Here is a 20360-nt window from a genome sequence, read left to right as displayed (position 1 = left end):
CTACTCGGCTGCAGGTGCGGCGACGGCCGCGGCCTCGGATCCGGCCTTGCTCGGACGACGGCGCCGGCGGCGGCGACCGGAGTGGGTCGACTCGGCGGAGCTGTCGCCGCTCGACGCACCGGCATCGGCGGTATCGCCCTCGGCTGCGCCGGCCGTCTCGACATGGCCCGTGGCGGACTCGCCGGCGCGGGTGCGGCGGCGGGACCGGCTGCGGCTGCGGGCCGGGCGGTCCTTGTCGGTGCTGGACTCGCGCTTGACCTCGGGGTCAGCTGCAGACTTCTTGGCGGGCTTGGCCCGGGAGGCGCCAATCGAGCCGGTGACGTCGGTCGGGATGCCCAGCTCTTCGTAGAGGTGCGGCGAGCGGGAGTAGGTCTCGGCCGGGTCCGGGCAGTCCAGGTTCAGGGCCTTGTCGATCATCGACCAGCGCGTCAGCTCGTCCCAGTCGACCAGCGTGACGGCGATGCCGGTCTTGCCGGCGCGGCCGGTGCGGCCGATGCGGTGCACGTAGGACATCTCGTCCTCGGGGATCTGGTAGTTGATGACGTGCGTGATGTCGTCGATGTCGATGCCGCGGGCAGCGACATCGGTCGCGACCAGCACGTCGATGTCGCTGTTGCGGAAGGACTTGAGCGCCTTCTCGCGGGCGATCTGGCCCAGGTCACCGTGCACGGCACCGACCTTGAAGCCGCGTTCGGCGAGCTCGTCGGACACCTTCTGTGCGGTGCGCTTGGTCCGCGTGAAGATCATGGTCGCGCCGCGGTCGGTGGCCTGCAGGATCCGGCTGACCATCTCGATCTTGTCCAGGGCGTGGGCGCGGTAGACGTACTGCTTGGTGGAGTCGTGGGTGGCCGCCGAGTGCGGGGCCTCGGCCCGGATGTGCGTCGGCTGGTTCATGAAGGTGCGGGCCAGCGTGATGATCGGGTCCGGCATGGTGGCCGAGAACAGCATCGCCTGCCGGGAATCCGGGGTCAGCCGCAGGATGCGCTCGATGTCGGGCAGGAAGCCCAGGTCCAGCATCTCGTCGGCCTCGTCGAGGACCAGGACGGACAGGCCGCCGAGCTGCAGGTGGCCCTGCTGCGCCAGGTCCAGGAGCCGGCCCGGGGTGCCGACGATGACATCGACGCCCTGCTTGAGGGCCTCGATCTGCGGCTCGTAGGGACGGCCGCCGTAGATGGCTTCGACGCGGAGTTTGCGTTCCCCGGCCTCGCCGGCCTTGAGATGTTTGCCGGCCATGGTGAGGTCGCCGTACACCTGGATGCAGAGTTCGCGGGTGGGGACCACGACGAGGGCCCGGGGCGTGCCGGTCAGTGGCAGCGAAGCATCGGAGGCGACGCGGTGCAGCAGCGGCACGCCGAAGGCCAGGGTCTTGCCCATACCGGTGCGGGCTTGGCCGATCAGGTCGTCGCCGGCGAGCGCGAGCGGGAGGGTGAGCTCCTGGATCGCGAACGGGTGGGCCTTGCCGTCTTCGGCGAGAGCCTGGACGATTTCGTCCCGAACGCCCAGGTCAGCGAAAGTTTTTTCTTCTGTTGTGTGTGCGGTTAATGCGGTCATGAGGTGGCGTGGATGCCTTCCAGTGTCATCGGAGTCAGTGCTCGCTGTTGTCCACGCGCGCACGAGTCTGACGATCAACACTTGGGCCCTTGGGGCGAATCTGCCGAATTCAGCCGGGTGTTCCGGCGAGGGCCAACACGTGCACGCACATTTCCTTGGTCGCAGCCCATCTCACGAAGAATCTGACTGCAGCCGAGACCATTGTAGCTGGTCGCGCCGCCGGTCGGCTGTGACACGAATCGCGGTCTACAGTTGGGGCCATGCCTTCCCCGTCGCCTTCGAGGTCCCAGGCGCTGCCCGAGCAGACGGCAACTCCGGTGCAGCCGGCGGTATCCGGCGATCATCCTGGTATCAACGAGCTGTTCGCCTTGTTGGCCTACGGCGAAGTCGCCGCGTTCTACCGGTTGACCGAGGAGGCGCGGATGGCGCCGAATCTGGCCGGCCGCATCAACCTGGCGCGGATGGCGGCGGCCGAGATGGGGCACTTCGACGTGCTGCGTGAGGCACTGCTGCGCCGCGGGGTGGACGTTGTGCCGGCGATGACGAAGTACGCTGCGGCACTGGAGAATTACCACCGGTTGACCACGCCGAGCACGTGGCTGGAGGCGTTGGTCAAGACCTATGTCGGTGACGCCCTGGCGGCGGACTTCTACCTGGAGATCGCCGGTTCACTGCCTGCCGAGGCCGCTGACGTCGTGCGTGCGGTCCTGTCGGAAACCGGCCACTCCCAGTTCGTGGTGGCCGAGGTGCGGGCCGCGGTCAGCGCCAGCGACCGGCAGCGGCACCGGTTGGCGTTGTGGTCGCGGCGGCTCCTGGGCGAGGCCATCACCCAGGCGCAGTTCGTGATGGCCGAGCACGACGAACTCGTCGATCTCGTGCTGTCCAGCGGCGAGGGCCTGACCCAGATGACCGAGTTCTTCGAGCGCCTGCAGGAGACACACAAGAACCGGGTACGCGAACTCGGCCTGGGCTGAGCTCACGCACCCGGTTCTGTGGTGCTGTGCTGGTTACTTCGTGCAGGTGGTGATCATCGTGTTGTTGTTCTGCGCGGCGAGCGCCGTCCCCGACCCGTCGCTGATCGAGCAGTTCAGCTGACCGGTGACGCTGGTGGCGGTCACGGAGCTCAACGTCACGTCGGGGTTCAGCGTGACCGTCTTGGCCCAGGGCAGTGCCACGTTGACGTCAGTCTGCAGGGCGCCCTGCCCGTCGGTGTAGATCACCGTCACCAGGTCCAGTAGCGACTTGTTGCCGGTGACGCGGTAGGTCACCGTGTTCGGGACCGGTGCTGCAGGTGCTGCAGGTGCCGCCGGGTCGACCGGCGGGACGGCCTCGGGCGTCGGGGCTGCCGCGGTCGGGGTGACGGTCGTGACGGTCTCGGGTGCCAGCGACGCGGTCGGCGGTGCGGCCGTCACGCGCGGGCTCGGAGCCGCCGACGGCGCAGCGGAAGCGGTCGGTGTTGCCGACTGGCTGGTGCTGGGCGGCGTGATCGGCGCGGTGACCGGGCCGCTGTCGCCGCCACCGAGGATCACCACGGTGCAGATCACCGCGACCAGCAGGATGGCGCCGGCGACACCCGCCACCCACACCCACCGCCGATCGATGGCGTCGTCGTACTCGTAGATCTCGTCGTCGTTGTAGTCGTGGTCGTAGTCGTCGTACGCCGCGTCGGCATGAGCCCCGCCGGCGTAGTCCGCGTCAGCTGCGGTGAACCGGTCGGTGTCGCCGTAGGTGCTCGGGTACTCGCCGGTGGGCCGGTCGGCCAGGCCGGTGGCCGAGCCGTACGAGCTGTACGAACCGTATGAGTCGTACGAGTGTGTGCGGCGACTGGTGTAGTCGGTGCTGCCGTACCCCGTGCTGGAGCCGTAGCTGTAGCCGCGGTCGTAGCCCTGGTCGCTCGGGGTGTCCCCGTAGCTGCCGGTGGACGCCCCCGACGGTGCTGAATATCGCGAATATGTCCTGCTCATGGCGACTTTCCCCGGTCGAGTATCAGTTACCTCATCGATGCTAGTGGTGCGGAAGTTACCGATGAGGTTGGCTCGCTGGCCTCTGGATAACGGTCGGGACTCGGTTCGGCCGACCGGGCCGAGACGACCCGTCGCGACCTCGAAAAGTAGGGCCGGCCCGCCGCGTTTCCGGAGCGGCAATTGTGACGACGTCGTGACCTCGGCGGGGGTCTCCGCACGTATTCGCCACCGGCGGCCTCCGCACGTGGTTCGCCTACGGCGAACGTGCCCGCGGGCACCGCGGCCGTCACCGTCCACTAGCCTCCTGGGGAGAGTTCGATAACAGCTCGAATGAAGTCTTGAAAACGAATGAAAGGGGTCAGCGTGGAGGTCAAGATCGGGGTCACCGACAGCCCGCGCGAACTGTTCCTCAACAGCGCGCAGACTCCCGAAGAAGTGGAGAAGCTGGTCATCGACGCGCTCGGTGCGGATTCGGGCGTGCTCGCGTTGACCGACGAGAAGGGTCGCCGGTTCCTCGTGCAAACCGCCAAGATCGCCTATGTCGAGATCGGTGCGGCGGATGTCCGCCGCGTCGGCTTCGGCGTCACCGGCAAGGACTGACACCGGCCGCACGTCAAAAAACTGCCCCGTTCCGTTCGGAATGGGGCAGTTTTTGTGTGATCGCGCCGCGTCAGCGGGTGAGTGGAACGTGTGACAGTCCGCCCCACGCGAACTGCACCGTGCCGTCGACGGCCGCGTCCTTGGAGATCGGCCGGTCGTTGTTGATCCAGTAGCGGGCACAGTCGACGCTGATGGCGACGAGGCCGACGGCGATCATCCGGGCGCGATGGGGCTCCAACCCGGAATCGCTGCTGACCAGGTCGAACACGGCGTCGGTGCACGAATCGGTGGCGACCTTCACCTGCGCCGATACCTGCGGCTCGGTGACGTAGTCGTTCTCGAAGATCAGCCGGTAGCCCTGGCTGTCGTGCTCGATGAAGTCGAAGAAGGCCTCGACGGCGGCACGCAGCCGCAGCCGGTTGTCGGTGGTCGCGCTGAGCGCCCCGCGCACACCCTGCAGCAGGTTGTCCACGTGCCGCTGCAGCACCGCCAGGTACAGCTCGAGCTTCGATGAAAAGTGTTGGTAGAGGACGGGTTTGCTGACGCCTGCGCGTTCGGCGATCTCATCCATCCCGGCGGCGTGGTAGCCGCGGTCCACGAAGACATCGCTGGCGGCGATCAGCAGCTGGCCGCGCCGTTCGTCGCGAGGCAGCCGGTTGCCCCGCCGATTGGTGGTCGGGCCGCCCTGCGCACCGTCGGATCCGGCTTGCGTCCCTCTGGCGTCAGAGGTGTTGGCAACCTCGCTCATCACGTCCTCAATCTGACATTGTCCGGCACATATGTCCGTGACCAACTGTTCAGGGACCGGTCTGGCCCCTGTCGTTCATGGTCGCCCAACTTGTTGTTCAGGTTGACCGACCCGGCAGTTTATCGCCACGACACTACTACCGTTAGTTCGCGGCATCCGCCTGCTACCAGCGGTTCGGCGATTGTGGCTGCCGCACTTGAACGGCCGGTGGCGTGCCATGGCAAGCGTTCGTGCAGCTCTATGCCATCCTGGTTCGGTGACCTACGACCCGGGCCGAGGCACCGGTCGCGTCCCTGTGGTGCGCAACGAGTGGCGTGAGCCTTTGCGCGCCCAGCGGGATCCGGTGGCAGAGGACTCAGGTCGCCTCCGGTCCAATCGCGACGACCGGCAGCAGTGGCGCAAGCAGTCCTGGCTTGGTCGCTTCTTATCCACGTACGGGTGGCGCGCATATGCGCTGCCCGCGCTGGCTGTTGTCACCGGAATTGTGGTCTACCAGGGCATCTCGGGCCCCAAGCCGGTCACACCGGATCATCCACACGGGCCTCTGGTCGGTCAGCCCACCAATTCGGCGAGCACCGCGATCGTCGGCGCACCGCCGAAGGGCCTGACCCAGTTCGACGTCAACCTGCCGACTGGAGTCCTCCCCGACGGCGGAGCGTTCACCGAGGCCGGCGCCAAGGCGTGGCACATCGTGCCGGGCACCACGCCGAAGATCGGCCAGGGCACCACCAAGGCGGTGACCTACACCGTCGAGGTGGAGGACGGCGTCGACACCACCAGTTTCGGCGGCGACGAGGCGTTTGCGCGGATGGTCGCCGAAACCCTCGCCAACCCGAAGAGCTGGACGCACGACGGCAAGTTCGCCTTCACCCGGCTCGACGAGAGTTCACCGGAGAAGCCCGATTTCCGGGTCTCGCTGACCTCACCGATGACGGTGCGAGAGGGCTGCGGCTACGACATCCAGCTCGAGTCGTCGTGCTTCAACCCGGCGTATTTCCCGGCCGACGGCGGCAAGGCCCAGTCCCGGGTGTTCATCAACGAGGCGCGTTGGGTGCGCGGTGCGGTGCCGTTCCAGGGCGACATCGGCTCGTACCGGCAGTATCTGATCAACCACGAGGTCGGGCACGCCCTCGGGTTCCGGATGCACGAGCCGTGCGGCGACAACGGCGGCCTGGCGCCGATCATGATGCAGCAGACCTTCTCGACCAGCAACAACGACGACGCAAGGTTCGACCCGGAGTCGGTCAAGCCCGACGGCAAGACCTGCCACGTCAACTCTTGGCCGTACCCCATCCCCTGATCGCGCAGTCCCCCGCGAGAGTGCGTGTCTGCGCCCGACACGCCGCGTCAGACGTGCATTTTCAGGCCGCTCGCAGCCGCCGAGCGTGTCAAAAAATGTCTCTCACTAGTGTTGAAGGCATGGCAAACGCGTTGCCGCCGCTGGTGCAGCCGGCGGCCGAACTCACCCGCGACGAGGTGGCGCGGTACAGCCGTCACCTGATCATCCCCGACCTCGGGGTCGACGGGCAGAAGCGGCTGAAGAACGCCCGCGTGCTCGTGATCGGTGCCGGGGGATTGGGTTCCCCGACGCTGCTCTATCTCGCGGCGGCCGGTGTCGGCACCATCGGCATCGTCGAGTTCGACGTGGTCGACGAATCGAACCTGCAGCGCCAGATCATCCACGGCCAGTCCGACGTCGGTCGGTCCAAGGCCCTCAGCGCCCGCGATTCGATCCTGGAGATCAACCCGCTCGTCACCGTCAATCTGCACGAGTTCCGGCTCGACACCGACAACGCGGTGCCGCTGTTCGAGCAGTACGACCTGATCCTCGACGGCACCGACAACTTCGCCACCCGCTACCTCGTCAACGACGCCGCCGTGCTGGCCCACAAGCCGTACGTCTGGGGCTCGATCTACCGGTTCGCCGGTCAGGTGTCGGTGTTCTGGGACGACGCCCCCGACGGGCGCGGGCTGAACTACCGCGACCTCTACCCGGAGCCGCCGGCCCCGGGCACGGTGCCGTCGTGCGCCGAGGGCGGGGTGCTGGGCATCCTCTGCGCCTCCGTGGCCTCGGTGATGGGCACCGAGGCCATCAAGTTGATCACCGGCATCGGGGAGTCGCTGCTGGGCCGGCTGATGATCTACGACGCGCTGGATATGACCTACCGCACCATCGCAATTCGCAAGGATCCGGCGACGCCGAAGATCACCGAGCTCGTCGATTACGACGCGTTCTGCGGCGTGGTCTCCGACGACGCGGCTGCGGCGGCCGCAGACTCCACCGTCACCCCGATAGAGCTGCGGGAGCTGCTCGACTCCGGCAAGCCCGTCGCGCTGATCGACGTGCGGGAGCCCTCGGAGTGGGCCATCAACCACATCGAGGGCGCCGAACTGATCCCCAAGTCGACGCTCGACTCCGGTGCCGGGTTGGCGCGCGTGCCGCAGGACCGAATCGCGGTGCTGTACTGCAAGACCGGGATCCGGTCGGCCGAGGCTCTGCTCGCCCTGAAACAGGCCGGATTCGCGGACGCGTTGCATTTGCAGGGCGGAATCGTGGCCTGGGCCAGGCAACTGGAACCCGACATGGTCATGTACTGACGCACCGGGGCGAGCGAAGCGACGGGATGGACACGCGGGCGAGTGAAGCGACGGGGGAAAGCGGTGTCCGGGCAGGCACGCCTTAGTCTGATCGGGTGACCGTCGACCGTCCTCCTGAACATGTGCTGACGGCGTTCGGCCTGACCGGTCTGCGGGCGGTACCGCTCGGCTCAAGCTGGGAGGGTGGCTGGCGCTGCGGTGAGGTGGTGCTGTCCATGGTCGCCGACAACGCGCGCGCCTCCTGGTCGGCCAAAGTCCGCGAAACGCTGTTCGTCGATGGCGTCCGGCTGGCCCGTCCGGTGCGCGCGACCGATGGCCGCTACGTCGTCGGCGGCTGGCGGGCCGACACGTTCGTCACCGGTACCCCTGAACCGCGCCACGACGAAATCGTCTCGGCCGCGGTGCGGTTGCACGAGGCAACCGCCAAGTTGGAGCGACCGCGCTTCCTGACGCAACCGCCTGCGGTGCCGTGGAGCGACGTCGACGTCTTCATCGCCGCCGACCGCGCGGCCTGGGAAGACCGGCCGCTGCAGTCGCTGCCGCCGGGTGCCCGGGCGGTGCCCGGCACCACCGACGGACGCCGCTCGGTCGAACTGATCAATCAGCTTGCGTCCCTGCGCAAGCCGACCCGGAACCCGAGCCAGCTGGTGCACGGCGACCTCTACGGCACCGTGCTGTTCGCCGGCACCGCCGCGCCCGGCATCACCGATATCACGCCGTACTGGCGGCCGGCGTCGTGGGCCGCGGGTGTGGTCGTCGTCGACGCGCTGTCGTGGGGCGAGGCTGACGACGGTCTCATCGAACGCTGGGCGTCGCTGCCGGAGTGGCCGCAGATGTTGTTGCGCGCGTTGATCTTCCGGCTTGCGGTGCACGCGCTGCACCCCCGTTCGACGGCCGCGGCCTTCCCAGGTCTGGCCCGCACGGCAGCGTTGGTCCGCCTGGTGCTGTAGCCGGCGCGCCGGCATTCGAATGGCAGCGTGCCCCGTTCGGTGAGAAAGTTACCTCGCATGACGGCTGTTGAACCCACCACCGACGGAACCTACAAGGACAGGATCGCTGCGGTCGAACCCGGCGGCAACGAGTTCATCGCCGAGGCGGACCGGCACGGCAAGCCGAGTCAGCTGTTCTGGACGTGGACGTCACCCAACATGGAATTCGCGACGGTGTTCGTCGGCATGCTGGCCGTCCTCGCATTCGGCATGAGCTTCTGGCAGGCGGTTGCCGGGATCGTCGTCGGTACCGGGCTGGGTGCCATCGCGCATTATTTCCTGTCCGCGCGCGGACCGCTGCACGGCGTGCCGCAGATGGTGCTGGGACGAATGGCGTTCGGGTTCAAGGGTAACGCTGTGCCTGCGACGTTGATGTCGATCACCGCGGGCGTCGGCTGGTTCGCCACCAACAGTGTCAGCGGTGCGTTTGCGTTGTCCACCCTGTTCGGCTTCGGGCCACTGATCGGCCTGATCATCATCGTGGTGTTGCAGACCGTGTTCGCGTTCTTCGGCCACAACCTGGTGCAGGCGTTCGAGCGGTGGTCGTTCCCGGCGCTGGCCATCGTCTTCGGCGCGGCATCGGTGGGAATTTTCGCGCATGCGGAGCTGGGTGCGCCGGCGCCGTCCGGCGGGGTTGGCGGACTCGGTGGCTTCCTGCTCACCGTCGGTACCGCGTTCGGTTACGCGGCCGGCTGGACCCCGTACGCCGCGGACTACACCCGCTATCTGCCGTCGGCGGTGTCCACCTTCGCGACGGGGTTCTTCGCCTCCACCGGGTTGTTCGTCTCATGTGTGGTCCTGGAGATCGTCGGGGCGGCATCGACGACGGTCGGCGCGGCGAGCCTGGGCAATCCGACGGGGTCGTTCACCGCCGAGCTCGCGCCGTGGCTGGCCAAGGCGACCCTGTTGGCCATCGCGATCGGTGCGATCGCCGCCAATGCGCTCAATATCTATTCTGGGGCAATGGCTTTCGTGACCATCGGGATCACGTTGCCGCCACACATCGCGCGGGCGCTGGTGACGGTCTTCTTCGGCGTGGCCGGTTTCCTGATCGCGTGGTGGGCGTTGCCCGATGCCGCGCACAGCTATGAGGCGTTCCTGCTGGTGATCGCCTATTGGATCGGCCCCTGGCTGGGTGTGGTCTTCGCCGATCAGTATCTGCGTCGCGGACAACAGATCGCCGGTTATCTCTACGACCGCTCGTACTCGAACTGGCCGGGGCTGTTGTCCTTCGCGCTGGGCCTGGGCCTGTCGGTGCTGTTGTTCTCCAACCAGGAGAAGTTCGTCGGCTATATCGCTCGGGCGGTGCCGGAACTCGGCGATATCACCTTCTTCGTCGGCTTTGTCATCTCGGGTGCCGCGTACCTGGTGCTGTGCCGATCGAAAATCTCCGCGGAATGCGCGTCCGTATGACCCCTGAGCAGATGCTCGACGTTGCGGTAGCTGAAGCGCGAAAAGGGTTGGCCGAAGGTGGTATTCCGATCGGTGCGGCGTTGTTTCGTGCCGGTGGTGAACTCCTTGGCGCCGGCCACAACCGTCGGGTGCAGAACGATGATCCCTCGATGCACGCCGAGACGGACGCGTTCCGCGCGGCCGGACGTCAGCGCGGCTACCGCTCGACCATCATGGTGACGACGCTTTCGCCGTGCTGGTATTGCAGCGGGCTGGTGCGGCAGTTCGGCATCGGCGCGGTCGTGATCGGGGAGGCCCGCACGTTCTACGGTGGTCATGATTGGCTGGCCGAACACGGTGTGGCGGTCACCCTTTTGGACGACGCGCGGTGCGTGGCGATGATGGATGAGTTCATCCGAACCAGTCCGGAATTGTGGGCGGAGGATATCGGCGAATGAGTGCCATTGCGACAGTGGATATTTCCCGCTGGTATGCCGGCGGAGCCGAGGCTGACGCGTTGGCCGCCGAAGTCGACGAGGGTCTGCGGCGAGCCGGTTTCATCGTGGTCACCGGCCACGGGGTGGACCAGGGGTTGGCGGCTGCGGTCCGTGCGGCCAGCCGGGAATTCTTCGCGTTGCCCGACGAGGTGAAGCGACGGTACTCTGTGCCGGTCGGCGGGCACGGCTGGATCGGCCCGGGCGCCGAGGCCAACGGTTACGCCGAAGGCACCGAGACGCCTCCCGACCTCAAAGAGAGCTTCAGTCTGGGCGCGGAAACATCGACCGGGGATTCGGAGGTGGATCGAATCTGGTTCGCCCCCAACGTATGGCCCGCCGAGGTGCCCACATTGCAGACGTTGGTGGATGACTACACCGCCCAGATGCGCCGGCTGTCCGACGATCTGCTGGCCCTGTTTGCACACGCGCTGGGGTTGTCAGCGAATCCTTTTGCCGCGCTGGCGGATCGGCCGACCTGGACGATGAACATCAACCACTACCCGCCAGTGAGCGTGGTGGGTGAACCCGAGCCCGGGCAGTTCCGCATCGGCCCGCACACCGATTTCGGCACCGTCACCGTCCTCGACCGGGAGCCGGGCGCCGGCGGGCTGCAGGTGTATTCCGACGCCGAGGGCTGGGAGGACGCCCCCTGGGAACCCGGCGCGCTGACCGTGAATATCGGCGACCTGCTGGAGTATTGGAGCGGACGACGCTGGCCGTCCGGTCGGCATCGCGTGCTGCCGCCGCAACCACACGCACCGGAAGAAGACCTGGTGTCGCTGATCTACTTCTACGAAGCCAACCACGATGCGCTGATCACCCCGTTGCGGCCGCCCATCGGAGCGGTGTCCGGGCTGGCGCCCGTGGTCTCCTCGGAGTTCATCAAGGCACGGCTGGACGCTATCACCGTCGGGTGAGCTCGTGCCGATACTCCCGCAGCCGAACCCGCCCGTCGACCGCCAGCACGCCTTCGGCGCGCAACCTCTCGAGCTGCCGCGTGGCCAGGTGCGGTGCCGGCCGGCCCGAGGCGCTGATCACGCGGTGCCAGGGCAGGTCCGAGGAGTCCGTCCGCATGATCCAGCCGACGATCCGCGGGCTGGAAAGCCCTGCGGCGTCGGCGATATCGCCGTAGGTCGACACCCGGCCGGGCGGTATCGAGGCGACGAGGCCCCGCACCTTCTCCACCTGTTCGTCCGTGACCGCGGCCATGATCAGACCAGGTGGCGCCGGATCACGTCGGCGGTTTCGGCGGGCATGGCATGCGGCACCATGTGGTCGCAGTCGAATTCGGTGAGCACGAAATCGGCGCCGAGTCGGGCCTGCAACGCGGACACCAGTTCACCGGTCACATAGGCCGGGTGGGTGCGTTTCGCCAGCACCAGCGTCGTCGGCGTGCCCGGCTGCGGCAACACAATTGGGCGGGCGAGCTCACTCCAGTACGACATCATGGCGGGCAGGCTGATCCGCCAGCCGAAGCGTCCGCCGGGGAGGGTGACCAGGTGCTCGTCCAGGTCGCGTTCGAGTTCTTCCGGGTACTTCGCCGAGACCTCCCCCCACGACCCGTTCACCTTCTCGGCGTGGGCCTCCCGCCGGTCGGGGTAGTCCGGGGAGCCGAGCATGGCATCGGCGATCTCGCTCATCCAGCTGCCGTCCAACCCGGTCGCCGGGTCCAGCAGCACCAGGCCCGACACCAAATGCGGATGGGCGGCAGCGAGATTGAGCGCTATCGCGCCGCCGAACGAATGCGCCACCACGACCACCGGACCGCCGGCCTGGTCCTCGAGCAGGGCGGCCAGGGCGGCGACGTTCTCATCGATGTTCCATGGCGCCGCCCAGGAGGAATGGCCGTGCCCGAGGAGATCCGGTGCCAGCACGGCGTATTCGGGCAGGTACCCATCCGCCAACGTCTGCCACCGCTTTCCGTGGCCGGTCAGGCCGTGCAGGGCCAGAATCTGTGCCGGCCGCGCCGGTCCGTAGCGATACACCTGCAAGCTCACCGCAATGATGCTGCCAGACTTCGGCCGTCCCGTCGCTGCGCTCGCCCAGTGGGCCGAACTTGTCGTACCCCCGTGGTTGCATTCCTGCCATGGCCGCCCCGCACTCCGCACTCACCGCGCCCGGCTCGGTTAATGCCCTGACCGAGCCCGGCCAGCGCGGTGTGGTGCGGGTGCTGGGCGGCCCCGGAACGGGGAAGACGGAGCTGCTGATCCGCACTGCGGCAACGCATATCGCAACGGGGACCGATCCGGAGTCCGTACTGTTGCTCACGGGTTCGGCACGGTTGGGCACTCGGGCGCGCGGCGCCATCACCTCGGCGCTGCTCGGCGAGTCCGGCCAGGTCACCCGGGAACCGCTGGTCCGTACGTTGCACTCCTACGCGTTCGCCGTGCTGCGCCAGGCCGCGCAACGTGCTGGTGACCCGCCGCCGCGGCTGATCACCAGCGCCGAGCAGGACGGCATCATCCGCGAGCTCCTCGCCGGTGACCTGGAGGACGGCGACGAGGCCAGTGTGGACTGGCCGCTGCACCTGCGTCCGGCGCTGGCCACCGCCGGGTTCGCGACCGAATTGCGCGACCTGTTGGCGCGCTGCACCGAACGCGGCGTCGACCCCGCGGACCTGCGCCGCATCGGTCGTAAGGCGGGGCGCCCGGAGTGGGTGGCCGCGGCCCGGTTCGCGCAGGTCTACGAGCAGGTGATGCTGCTGCGCAGTGCCGTCGGCATGGCCGCTCCGCAGGCGACCGTGCCGGCGCTGGGCGCGGCCGAGCTGGTGGGCGCCGCGCTCGAAGCCTTCGCCGTCGATCCCGCGCTGCTGGACGCCGAACGCTCTCGGATCAAGCTGCTGCTCGTCGACGACGCCCAGCACCTCGATCCGCAGGCCGCGCTGCTGGTGCGGGTGCTGGCGGCCGGCGCCCAGCTGACGGTGATCGCCGGTGACCCGAGCCAGACGGTGTTCGGCTACCGCGGCGCCGAGCCGTCGCTGCTGTACGGCCCCGAGGATCAGCCGCAGGTGGTGCTGACGGAGTCCCACCGCTGCGCCCCCGCGGTGGCCGGCGCGGTCGCGGCCGTGGCCCGGCGGCTGCCCGGTGTGGACGCCTCCCGAGCCCTGACGTCGTCGGCGGCGGCAGGGGAGGCCGGCACGCTGACGGTGCGCGTCGCGGGTTCGCCGCACGCCGAATCGGCGCTGATCGCCGATGCGCTGCGGCGCGCGCACCTGGTCGACGGCGTGCCGTGGTCGCAGATGGCCGTCATCGTGCGGTCGGTGCCGCGGGCCGGGACAGCGCTGGCCCGGGCCTTGACCGCGGCCGGGGTTCCGGTGCAGCAGCAAGCCGACACCGCGCCGCCGGCCCAGCATCCGGCGGTGGGCGCACTGCTCACGGTGCTGGACTGCGTCGCCGATGAGCTCACCGGCGATCGGGCACTGGCCTTGCTGACGGGTCCCGTCGGCCGGGTCGACCCGGTGTCGTTGCGCCAGTTGCGGCGCGCCCTGCGCCGCGCCGACGGCAGCGGCCGTGAGTTCGGTGAGCTGCTCGTCGAAGCGGTGGGCGCGGACTGCAAGCATCTGCTGCCCGATCAGCTGGCCCGGCCGGTACGACGGGTCCGCGCGGTCCTCGACGCGGCGCGCCGGTCGGCGGCCACCGGCCAGGACCCGCGGTTCGTGCTGTGGCAGGCCTGGCACGCCAGCGGGTTGTCGCGACGGTGGCAGGCCGCGGCCGGGCGCCCGGGTGTGGCCGGGGTTGCTGCGGGCGCCGACCTGGACGCCGTCACCGCGCTGTTCGACACTGCAGATCAGTATGTGGCGCGCACCGCGGCGGCATCGCTCACCGGCCTGATCGACCACGTCCGCGCGTTGTCCTGGGCGGGTTCGACACCGGAGCGCGCCGAGGCCGACGAGGTGGCCGTCCTGAGTGCCCATGCCGCGCTGGGGCGGGAATGGGACTTCGTGGTCATCGCGGGTCTGCAGGAAGGGTTGTGGCCCAACACTGTTCCTCGCGGAGGCGTGCTCGGGACCCAGCAGCTGCTCGACGTCGTCGACGGTGTGGGTGACGTTCGGGGCATGTCGGCCACCGCTCCGCTGCTGGCCGAGGAACGGCGGCTGCTGGTCGCCGCGCTGGGCCGGGCCCGCAGCCGGGTGCTGGTGACGGCCGTCGACAGCGACAACGGTGACGAGGCGCTGCTGCCGTCGACCTTCTTCGAGGAGTTGGCGGCACTGGCCGGCGGTACCGATCCCGACGCCGACGCCCTGCCGGTCCACGCCCCCGCGGTGTTGTCCCCGTCGGCTTTGGTCGGCCGGTTGCGGTCGGTGGTGTGCGCCCCCGACGGCGCGGTCGAAGAGACTGACCGGCTGTGTGCGGCAGCGCAATTAGCCCGGCTTGCCGAGGCCGGGGTACCCGGTGCACACCCGGCGCAATGGTATGGCAGCACCGAGCTGTCCACCGCCGAGCCGCTGTGGTCCGGCGACGGACACGTCGTCACGGTGTCCCCGTCAACGGTGCAGACCCTGACCGACTGCCCGCTGCGCTGGATGCTGGAGCGCCATGGCGGCAGCGACGGCCGCGACCTGCGCTCGGCGCTGGGCTCGCTGGTGCACGCGCTGGTCGCCGACTCCGGCCGGACCGAGGCGCAGCTGCGCAGCGAGCTCGAAAAGGTCTGGCAGCAGCTGCCTTTCGAATCCGGCTGGTATGCCGAGAACGAGCTGGAGCGCTACCGCGCCATGCTCGCCACGTTCACCACCTGGCGGCAGGAGAGCCGCGGTGAGCTCACCGAGGTCGGCACCGAACTCGAGGTCACGGGCGTGGTCGCCGACGCATCCGATGGGCCGCAGGTTCAGGTCAAGGGACGTATCGACCGGCTCGAACGCGACCGTGCCGGCCGTCTCGTCGTGGTGGACGTCAAGACCGGCAAGAGCCCGGCCACCAAGGCCGATGCCCAGCAGCACGCGCAGCTGGCGCTCTACCAGCTGGCCATCGCGGAAGGTGTTGTGTCGCATGGTGATCAGCCGGGAGGTGGCCGGTTGGTGTATCCGGCCAAGCCGGCCAAGACCGGCGCCACCGAACGTGAGCAGGATCCGATGGGGGAGTCGGCTCAGACACAGTGGCGGCAGCGGGTCACCGATGCCGCGGCAGCGACGGCCGGGCCGCACTTCGTCGCGCGCGCCGGCGCCGGGTGCGCGACCTGCCCGGTGCGGGCCATGTGCCCGGCGCAAGGTACGAAGGGGGCATGCCCGTGACATACAGCCCCGCCGACCTTGCCGAGGCGCTCGGGCTGTTCACCCCCACCGACGAGCAGGCCGCGGTCATCGCCGCCCCACCGGGACCGCTGGTGGTGATCGCCGGTGCCGGCGCCGGCAAAACCGAGACCATGGCCGCGCGGGTGGTCTGGCTGGTGGCCAACGGCTACGCCACCCCGTCGCAGGTGCTGGGGCTGACCTTCACGCGGAAAGCTGCCGGACAGCTGCTGCGCCGCGTGCGTACCCGGCTGGCGCGGCTTGCCGGTTCGGGCCTGTTGCCCGGCGTTTCGCTGGCCGACGAGCACGCGACCGTCAGCACGTATCACGCCTTCGCCGGCACCCTGCTCCGCGAGTACGGGCTGCTGCTGCCCATCGAACCGGCCACCCGGCTCGTCACCGAAACCGAAATGTGGCAGTTGGCTTTTCGGGTGGTGTCCGATTACCCGGGGCGGTTGCAGACCGACAAGTCCCCGGCCGCCATCACCCAGATGGTCCTGCGCCTGGCCGGCCAGCTGTCCGAGCACCTCGTCGACACCGATGCTGTCCGGGACACCCACCACGAGCTGGAACGGCTCATCCACACGCTCCCGGCGGGACCGGGCCAGCGCGGTGGCCCCACGCAGTGGCTGCTGAATCTGCTGGCGACCCAGACCGAGCGCGCCGAGCTGGTGCCACTCATCGACGCCGTGCACCAGCGGATGCGGGACGCGCAGGTGATGGACTTCGGCAGCCAGATGTCCGCCGCGGCCCGCTTGGTGGAGCGTCACCCACAGGTCGGCGCGCAGCTGCGGGCACGGTATCGCGTGGTCCTGCTCGACGAGTACCAGGACACCGGGCACGCCCAGCGGGTCGCGCTGTCGTCGCTGTTCGGCGGCGGGGTCGACGACGGCCTGGCGTTGACGGCGGTGGGGGACCCGATCCAGTCCATCTACGGGTGGCGCGGCGCGTCGGCCACCAACCTGCCCCGGTTCACCACCGACTTCCGGCGCTCGGACGGCTCGCCGGCCCCGACGCTCGAACTGCGGACCAGCTGGCGCAACCCACCGCGGGCTCTGAAACTGGCCAACGCGGTGTCCGCCGAGGCCCGGCGCCGCAGCGTGAGTGTGCGCGAACTGCTACCGAGGCCGGGCGCCGAGCCGGGGACCATCCAGTGTGCGTTGTTGGATGATGTTGTCGCCGAACGTGATTGGGTGGCTGACCACCTGGCCCGCCGCTACCACAGTGCCGTGACGGCCGGCGAACCGGCGCCCACGGCGGCCGTCCTCGTACGCCGTAACGCCGATGCCGCGCCCATCGCTGAGGCGCTGACGGCACGTGGTGTACCCGTCGAAGTCGTCGGCCTGGCCGGGCTCTTGGCCATCCCCGAGGTGGCCGACGTGGTCGCGATGCTGCGCCTGGTCGCCGAACCGACCGCCGGGGTCGCCGCGATGCGGGTACTCACCAGCGCGCGGTGGAGATTCGGCGCCGCCGACCTGGCCGCGCTGTGGCGTCGCGCTTCGGAACTGGATGTCCCCGATGCCGCGCGGACGTCCGGGTCGGCTGCCGAGCAGGCCATCAACAAGGCAATAGCCCAGGTTGCGCCCGATGCCGACCACGCCTGCCTGGCCGACGCCATCAGCGACCCCGGTCCGGCCGACCGCTACTCGCCGGAGGGCCACCGCCGGCTGCTGGCCCTGGCCGCCGAACTGAGCCAGCTGCGCGCACATCTGCATCAGCCGCTGCCGGACCTGGTCGCCGAAGTGCGACGGGTTCTGGGCATCGACGCCGAAACTCGCGCTGCCAGTGGCGTTTCCGAGGGTTGGCGGGGGACCGAGCACCTCGATGCATTCGCCGATGTGGTCGCCGGGTACGCGGCCAGGCCGGCCGGCGACGCCGACGCGTCGGCGCCCATCGTCGGACTGCTGGCGTATCTGACCGCCGCCGCGGAGGTGGAGAACGGGCTGGCACCGGCACAGGTGACGGTGGCCTCGGACCGGGTGCAGATCCTGACGGTGCACGCGGCCAAGGGGCTGGAGTGGCAGATCGTCGCGGTGCCGCATCTGGTGGCCCGGGTGTTCCCGTCCACTGCGTCGCAGCGCACCTGGTTGACCGACGCGGGCGACCTACCGCCGCTGCTGCGCGGCGACCGTGCCGAGCTGTCCGAACACGGGGTGCCGGTGCTCGACACGTCCGACGTCAACGACCGGAAGGTGTTGGCGGACAAGATCGCCGCGCACAAGGCCTTGCTCGATCAGCGGCGGACCGATGAGGAGCGGCGCCTGCTCTACGTGGCCCTCACCCGTGCCGAGGACACCCTGCTGTTGTCCGGGTACCACTGGGGGACGACGGCCGCGAAACCAGCTGGGCCCTCCGACTTCCTGGTCGAGATGCGCGACATCATCGAACGCGCGGCGGCGGAAGGCGACCCGTGCGGCGAGATCGAGCAGTGGGCCGCCGCGCCACCCGACAGCGCCGTCAACCCGTTGCGGGACAACGTCATCGAATGCTCATGGCCCGTCGACCCGGCCGGTTCCCGCCGGGCGGACGTCGACCGGGGTGCGGCCCTGGTCGCCCAGGCGCTGGCCGCCGGCACCGAGGAAAGCGCCGAGGATCCCCACGGTTGGTCCGCCGACGTCGATGCCCTGCTGGCCGAACGCGCGCGGAGCCAGGAGCGCGGTCCACTCGAGCTGCCGCCGCAACTGTCGGTCAGCGCGTTGGTCGACCTGGGCAGCGACCGGTCCGGCGCACTGCAACGGCTGCAGCGGCGGCTGCCGTCCCGACCGGACCCGCAGGCGCTGTTGGGCACCGCGTTTCATGACTGGGTGCAGCGGTACTTCTCGGCAGAGCGGCTGTTCGACCTCGACGACCTGCCCGGTGCGGTCGACGCCGAGCTGGGGCAGTCCGTCGCCGAAGAACTGGCAGACCTGCAGGCCGCGTTCGCCCTGTCGGCGTGGGCGGCCCGTACCCCGATCGACATCGAGGTGCCGTTCGACATGGTGCTCGGCGATCGCGTGATCCGCGGCCGCATCGACGCGGTGTTCGCCGACGCCGACGGTGGCTACACCGTGCTGGACTGGAAGACCGGTGATCCGCCGACCACTCCGGAAACCTTGCGCACCAAGGCGATTCAGCTGGCGGTGTACCGGCTGGCCTGGTCGTCGATCCAGGGCGTGCCCGTCGACTCGGTGCGGGCGGTCTTCCACTACGTGCGCGCCGGGCAGACGGTGGCACCCACCGACCTGCCCGCCGCGGACGAGCTGGCGGCGCTAATGCGCGTCGGGTGAATTGCGGTAGACCTTGAGCGCTTGGGTCACCATCGGCACCTGCAGCGGCAGCCGGGCCAGCGCGGCGATGCGCGCCGCCCAGCCCTTGGGCCACCAGAGCCGGACCATGTTGACGTTCGCCGGGAAGACGCTGACGAACAGCGCGACGGCGGCCAGCGCGCCCAGCCTTCTGGTGCGCGGCACGAGCAGTGCGGCGCCGGTCGCGACTTCGGCGACACCCGACGCGTAGGTGTAGAACCGCGCGGTGCCGGGCAGTTCTTCGGGGACGATGCCGTCGAACGGCTTGGGCGCGACGAAATGCAGTGCGCCCATCCCGACGAGCAGCGCGCCCATTCGGTATGCGGGGGCCTGGCTGGGAGCGGTGTTGGCAGTTCTACTGGGGGCGGTCATGGTTACATAGTGCTGTGCTGAGCCGTCCCGTGGTGAGCCTCTGCCAGATATTGGCTCTTCGTGGCTCGCGTTAGGTTGTCGCGGCGCATGGCCGCGATGGAGCAGAACCTCACCAGTCGGCAGAACGCGGATCTGGTTGACGTACTGCGCATCCCGGAGAAGTTCGTCAGCCCGGCCCGCCGGATCGCGCGCCGCGTCATCTATGCCCTGCTGGTGCTCGCCGCGGCGGTGCTCGTCGTGTATCTCGATCGCGACGGCTACCGCGACGTCCAGGACAACGAAATGTCGCTCCTGGACTGCATCTACTACGCGACGGTGTCGCTGTCGACGACCGGCTACGGCGACATCACGCCGTTCACCCCGGGGGCGCGACTGGTGAACGTCCTGGTGATCACCCCGATGCGGATCGCGTTCCTGATCGTGCTCATCGGTACGACCGTCGAGACGCTGACCACGCAGTCTCGCCAAGCCCTGAAGATTCAGCGATGGAGGAGCACCGTGCGCAACCACACCATCGTCGTCGGATATGGAACCAAGGGCCGCACCGCGGTTCAGGCCATGGTCGGTGACGAGGTCGCACCCGGAGACATCGTCGTCGTCGACGAGAATCCGGCCGCACTTGACCGGGCCCGCGCCGCCGGACTGGTCACCGTGGTCGGTGACGCCACCAAGTCCGAGGTGCTGCGCCTGGCCGGGGCCCAGCACGCGAAGTCCATCGTGGTCGCGACCGACAAGGACGCCACCGCTGTGCTGGTCACGCTGACCGCCCGCGAGGTGGCACCCAAGGCCAAGATCGTCGCCTCTGCCCGCGAGGCGGAAAACCAGCATCTGCTACGGCAGTCCGGTGCCGACTCGACGGTCGTGTCCTCGGAGACCGCCGGGCGGCTGCTGGGTATCGCGACCCAGACCCCGAGCGTCGTGGAGATGGTGGAGGACCTGCTCACCCCGGACGCCGGCTTCGCGATCTCCGAACGCGAGGTCGAAGTCAAGGAACTCGGCGGCTCGCCCCGACACCTGTCGGATATCGTGCTGGGCGTGGTGCGGGACGGACGGCTGCTCCGCGTCGATGCCCCCGAGGTGGACGCTCTCGCCGCCGGCGACCGCCTGCTCTACATCCGCAACGCCGAAGTCGAACGGTAAC

At 69.0% G+C, this 20360-nt stretch carries 17 protein-coding genes; 11 read left to right on the top strand and 6 right to left on the bottom strand.

Going from position 1 to position 20360, the window contains the following annotated elements:
* Positions 1 to 1551, bottom strand: coding sequence for a DEAD/DEAH box helicase (locus G6N59_RS08275; protein WP_138231700.1), 1551 nt, complete (start codon positions 1549 to 1551; stop codon positions 1 to 3).
* 260 nt (positions 1552 to 1811) lie between these two features.
* Between G6N59_RS08275 and G6N59_RS08270 the strand changes: the two genes are divergently transcribed.
* Positions 1812 to 2525 (top strand): ferritin-like fold-containing protein, encoded by a 714-nt coding sequence (locus G6N59_RS08270; RefSeq protein WP_179970284.1) that lies wholly within the window; start codon positions 1812 to 1814, stop codon positions 2523 to 2525.
* A 33-nt stretch (positions 2526 to 2558) separates the two neighbouring features.
* On the opposite strand, the gene G6N59_RS08265 is transcribed toward G6N59_RS08270, so the two are convergent.
* Positions 2559 to 3515 carry a hypothetical protein gene (locus G6N59_RS08265; RefSeq protein WP_179970283.1) on the bottom strand — a complete coding sequence of 319 codons (957 nt, stop codon included), beginning with the start codon at positions 3513 to 3515 and terminating at the stop codon, positions 2559 to 2561.
* A gap of 363 nt (positions 3516 to 3878) precedes the next feature.
* Here G6N59_RS08265 and G6N59_RS08260 point away from each other — a divergent pair, with 363 nt between their 5' ends.
* Complete coding sequence (locus tag G6N59_RS08260; RefSeq protein ID WP_138231699.1) at positions 3879 to 4115, top strand: DUF3107 domain-containing protein; 237 nt, start codon at positions 3879 to 3881, stop codon at positions 4113 to 4115.
* Positions 4116 to 4185: 70 nt separating this feature from the next.
* Here G6N59_RS08260 and G6N59_RS08255 read toward each other — a convergent pair whose 3' ends face one another.
* The gene (locus G6N59_RS08255; protein WP_138231698.1) at positions 4186 to 4863 is read right to left on the bottom strand and encodes an HTH-type transcriptional activator FasR; all 678 of its coding nucleotides are present in this window, start codon (positions 4861 to 4863) and stop codon (positions 4186 to 4188) included.
* Between the two features lie 256 nt (positions 4864 to 5119).
* Here G6N59_RS08255 and G6N59_RS08250 point away from each other — a divergent pair, with 256 nt between their 5' ends.
* The 6 genes from G6N59_RS08250 to G6N59_RS08225 all read left to right on the top strand — a co-directional run bounded on the left by G6N59_RS08250 (position 5120) and on the right by G6N59_RS08225 (position 11256).
* Positions 5120 to 6163, top strand: a complete 1044-nt coding sequence (locus G6N59_RS08250; RefSeq protein WP_138231697.1) for a DUF3152 domain-containing protein — start codon at positions 5120 to 5122, stop codon at positions 6161 to 6163.
* Between the two features lie 119 nt (positions 6164 to 6282).
* Positions 6283 to 7461: an adenylyltransferase/sulfurtransferase MoeZ gene (gene moeZ, locus G6N59_RS08245; protein WP_138231696.1), complete on the top strand. Its 1179-nt coding sequence runs from the start codon at positions 6283 to 6285 to the stop codon at positions 7459 to 7461.
* Between the two features lie 95 nt (positions 7462 to 7556).
* Positions 7557 to 8411: a TIGR02569 family protein gene (locus tag G6N59_RS08240; RefSeq protein WP_138231695.1), complete on the top strand. Its 855-nt coding sequence runs from the start codon at positions 7557 to 7559 to the stop codon at positions 8409 to 8411.
* Between the two features lie 57 nt (positions 8412 to 8468).
* Positions 8469 to 9863 (top strand): purine-cytosine permease family protein, encoded by a 1395-nt coding sequence (locus G6N59_RS08235; protein ID WP_138231694.1) that lies wholly within the window; start codon positions 8469 to 8471, stop codon positions 9861 to 9863.
* Positions 9860 to 10300 (top strand): nucleoside deaminase, encoded by a 441-nt coding sequence (locus tag G6N59_RS08230; RefSeq protein ID WP_138231693.1) that lies wholly within the window; start codon positions 9860 to 9862, stop codon positions 10298 to 10300. Before G6N59_RS08235 ends, G6N59_RS08230 begins: the two co-directional genes overlap by 4 nt.
* The gene (locus G6N59_RS08225) at positions 10297 to 11256 is read left to right on the top strand and encodes an isopenicillin N synthase family dioxygenase (RefSeq protein ID WP_138231692.1); all 960 of its coding nucleotides are present in this window, start codon (positions 10297 to 10299) and stop codon (positions 11254 to 11256) included. Before G6N59_RS08230 ends, G6N59_RS08225 begins: the two co-directional genes overlap by 4 nt.
* Here the strand turns inward: G6N59_RS08225 and G6N59_RS08220 are convergent.
* Both G6N59_RS08220 and G6N59_RS08215 read right to left on the bottom strand, forming a co-directional pair.
* Positions 11243 to 11548: an MGMT family protein gene (locus G6N59_RS08220; protein WP_138231691.1), complete on the bottom strand. Its 306-nt coding sequence runs from the start codon at positions 11546 to 11548 to the stop codon at positions 11243 to 11245. The genes G6N59_RS08225 and G6N59_RS08220 overlap by 14 nt on opposite strands.
* A gap of 2 nt (positions 11549 to 11550) precedes the next feature.
* Positions 11551 to 12336, bottom strand: coding sequence for an alpha/beta fold hydrolase (locus G6N59_RS08215; RefSeq protein ID WP_407665835.1), 786 nt, complete (start codon positions 12334 to 12336; stop codon positions 11551 to 11553).
* Between the two features lie 89 nt (positions 12337 to 12425).
* On the opposite strand from G6N59_RS08215, the gene G6N59_RS08210 reads away from it, so the two are divergent.
* Together G6N59_RS08210 and G6N59_RS08205 are read left to right on the top strand one after the other, a co-directional pair.
* Positions 12426 to 15566, top strand: coding sequence for an ATP-dependent helicase (locus G6N59_RS08210; protein WP_138231690.1), 3141 nt, complete (start codon positions 12426 to 12428; stop codon positions 15564 to 15566).
* Positions 15557 to 18829 carry an ATP-dependent helicase gene (locus G6N59_RS08205; RefSeq protein ID WP_138231689.1) on the top strand — a complete coding sequence of 1091 codons (3273 nt, stop codon included), beginning with the start codon at positions 15557 to 15559 and terminating at the stop codon, positions 18827 to 18829. The genes G6N59_RS08210 and G6N59_RS08205 overlap by 10 nt, the downstream gene beginning before the upstream one ends.
* Here the strand turns inward: G6N59_RS08205 and G6N59_RS08200 are convergent.
* Positions 18812 to 19219, bottom strand: coding sequence for a DoxX family protein (locus tag G6N59_RS08200; protein ID WP_138231688.1), 408 nt, complete (start codon positions 19217 to 19219; stop codon positions 18812 to 18814). The genes G6N59_RS08205 and G6N59_RS08200 overlap by 18 nt on opposite strands.
* Positions 19220 to 19279: 60 nt before the next feature.
* On the opposite strand from G6N59_RS08200, the gene G6N59_RS08195 reads away from it, so the two are divergent.
* Positions 19280 to 20359: a potassium channel family protein gene (locus tag G6N59_RS08195; RefSeq protein ID WP_138231687.1), complete on the top strand. Its 1080-nt coding sequence runs from the start codon at positions 19280 to 19282 to the stop codon at positions 20357 to 20359.
* Position 20360: the final 1 nt, after the last annotated feature.

This window comes from Mycolicibacterium aubagnense (assembly GCF_010730955.1).
Lineage (GTDB): Bacteria > Actinomycetota > Actinomycetes > Mycobacteriales > Mycobacteriaceae > Mycobacterium > Mycobacterium aubagnense.
Note: the sequence above shows the minus strand (reverse complement) of the source record. Positions and strands in the feature narration are given on the sequence as shown.

What these genes read in the sequence shown, in the direction of transcription:
- G6N59_RS08275 (WP_138231700.1), bottom strand. Translation starts at nt 1,551, where the DNA reads ATGACCGCATTAACCGCACACACAACAGAAGAAAAAACTTTCGCTGAC.
- G6N59_RS08270 (WP_179970284.1), top strand. Translation starts at nt 1,812, where the DNA reads ATGCCTTCCCCGTCGCCTTCGAGGTCCCAGGCGCTGCCCGAGCAGACG.
- G6N59_RS08265 (WP_179970283.1), bottom strand. Translation starts at nt 3,515, where the DNA reads ATGAGCAGGACATATTCGCGATATTCAGCACCGTCGGGGGCGTCCACC.
- G6N59_RS08255 (WP_138231698.1), bottom strand. Translation starts at nt 4,863, where the DNA reads ATGAGCGAGGTTGCCAACACCTCTGACGCCAGAGGGACGCAAGCCGGA.
- moeZ (WP_138231696.1), top strand. Translation starts at nt 6,283, where the DNA reads ATGGCAAACGCGTTGCCGCCGCTGGTGCAGCCGGCGGCCGAACTCACC.
- G6N59_RS08235 (WP_138231694.1), top strand. Translation starts at nt 8,469, where the DNA reads ATGACGGCTGTTGAACCCACCACCGACGGAACCTACAAGGACAGGATC.
- G6N59_RS08230 (WP_138231693.1), top strand. Translation starts at nt 9,860, where the DNA reads ATGACCCCTGAGCAGATGCTCGACGTTGCGGTAGCTGAAGCGCGAAAA.
- G6N59_RS08225 (WP_138231692.1), top strand. Translation starts at nt 10,297, where the DNA reads ATGAGTGCCATTGCGACAGTGGATATTTCCCGCTGGTATGCCGGCGGA.
- G6N59_RS08220 (WP_138231691.1), bottom strand. Translation starts at nt 11,548, where the DNA reads ATGGCCGCGGTCACGGACGAACAGGTGGAGAAGGTGCGGGGCCTCGTC.
- G6N59_RS08210 (WP_138231690.1), top strand. Translation starts at nt 12,426, where the DNA reads ATGGCCGCCCCGCACTCCGCACTCACCGCGCCCGGCTCGGTTAATGCC.
- G6N59_RS08205 (WP_138231689.1), top strand. Translation starts at nt 15,557, where the DNA reads ATGCCCGTGACATACAGCCCCGCCGACCTTGCCGAGGCGCTCGGGCTG.
- G6N59_RS08200 (WP_138231688.1), bottom strand. Translation starts at nt 19,219, where the DNA reads ATGACCGCCCCCAGTAGAACTGCCAACACCGCTCCCAGCCAGGCCCCC.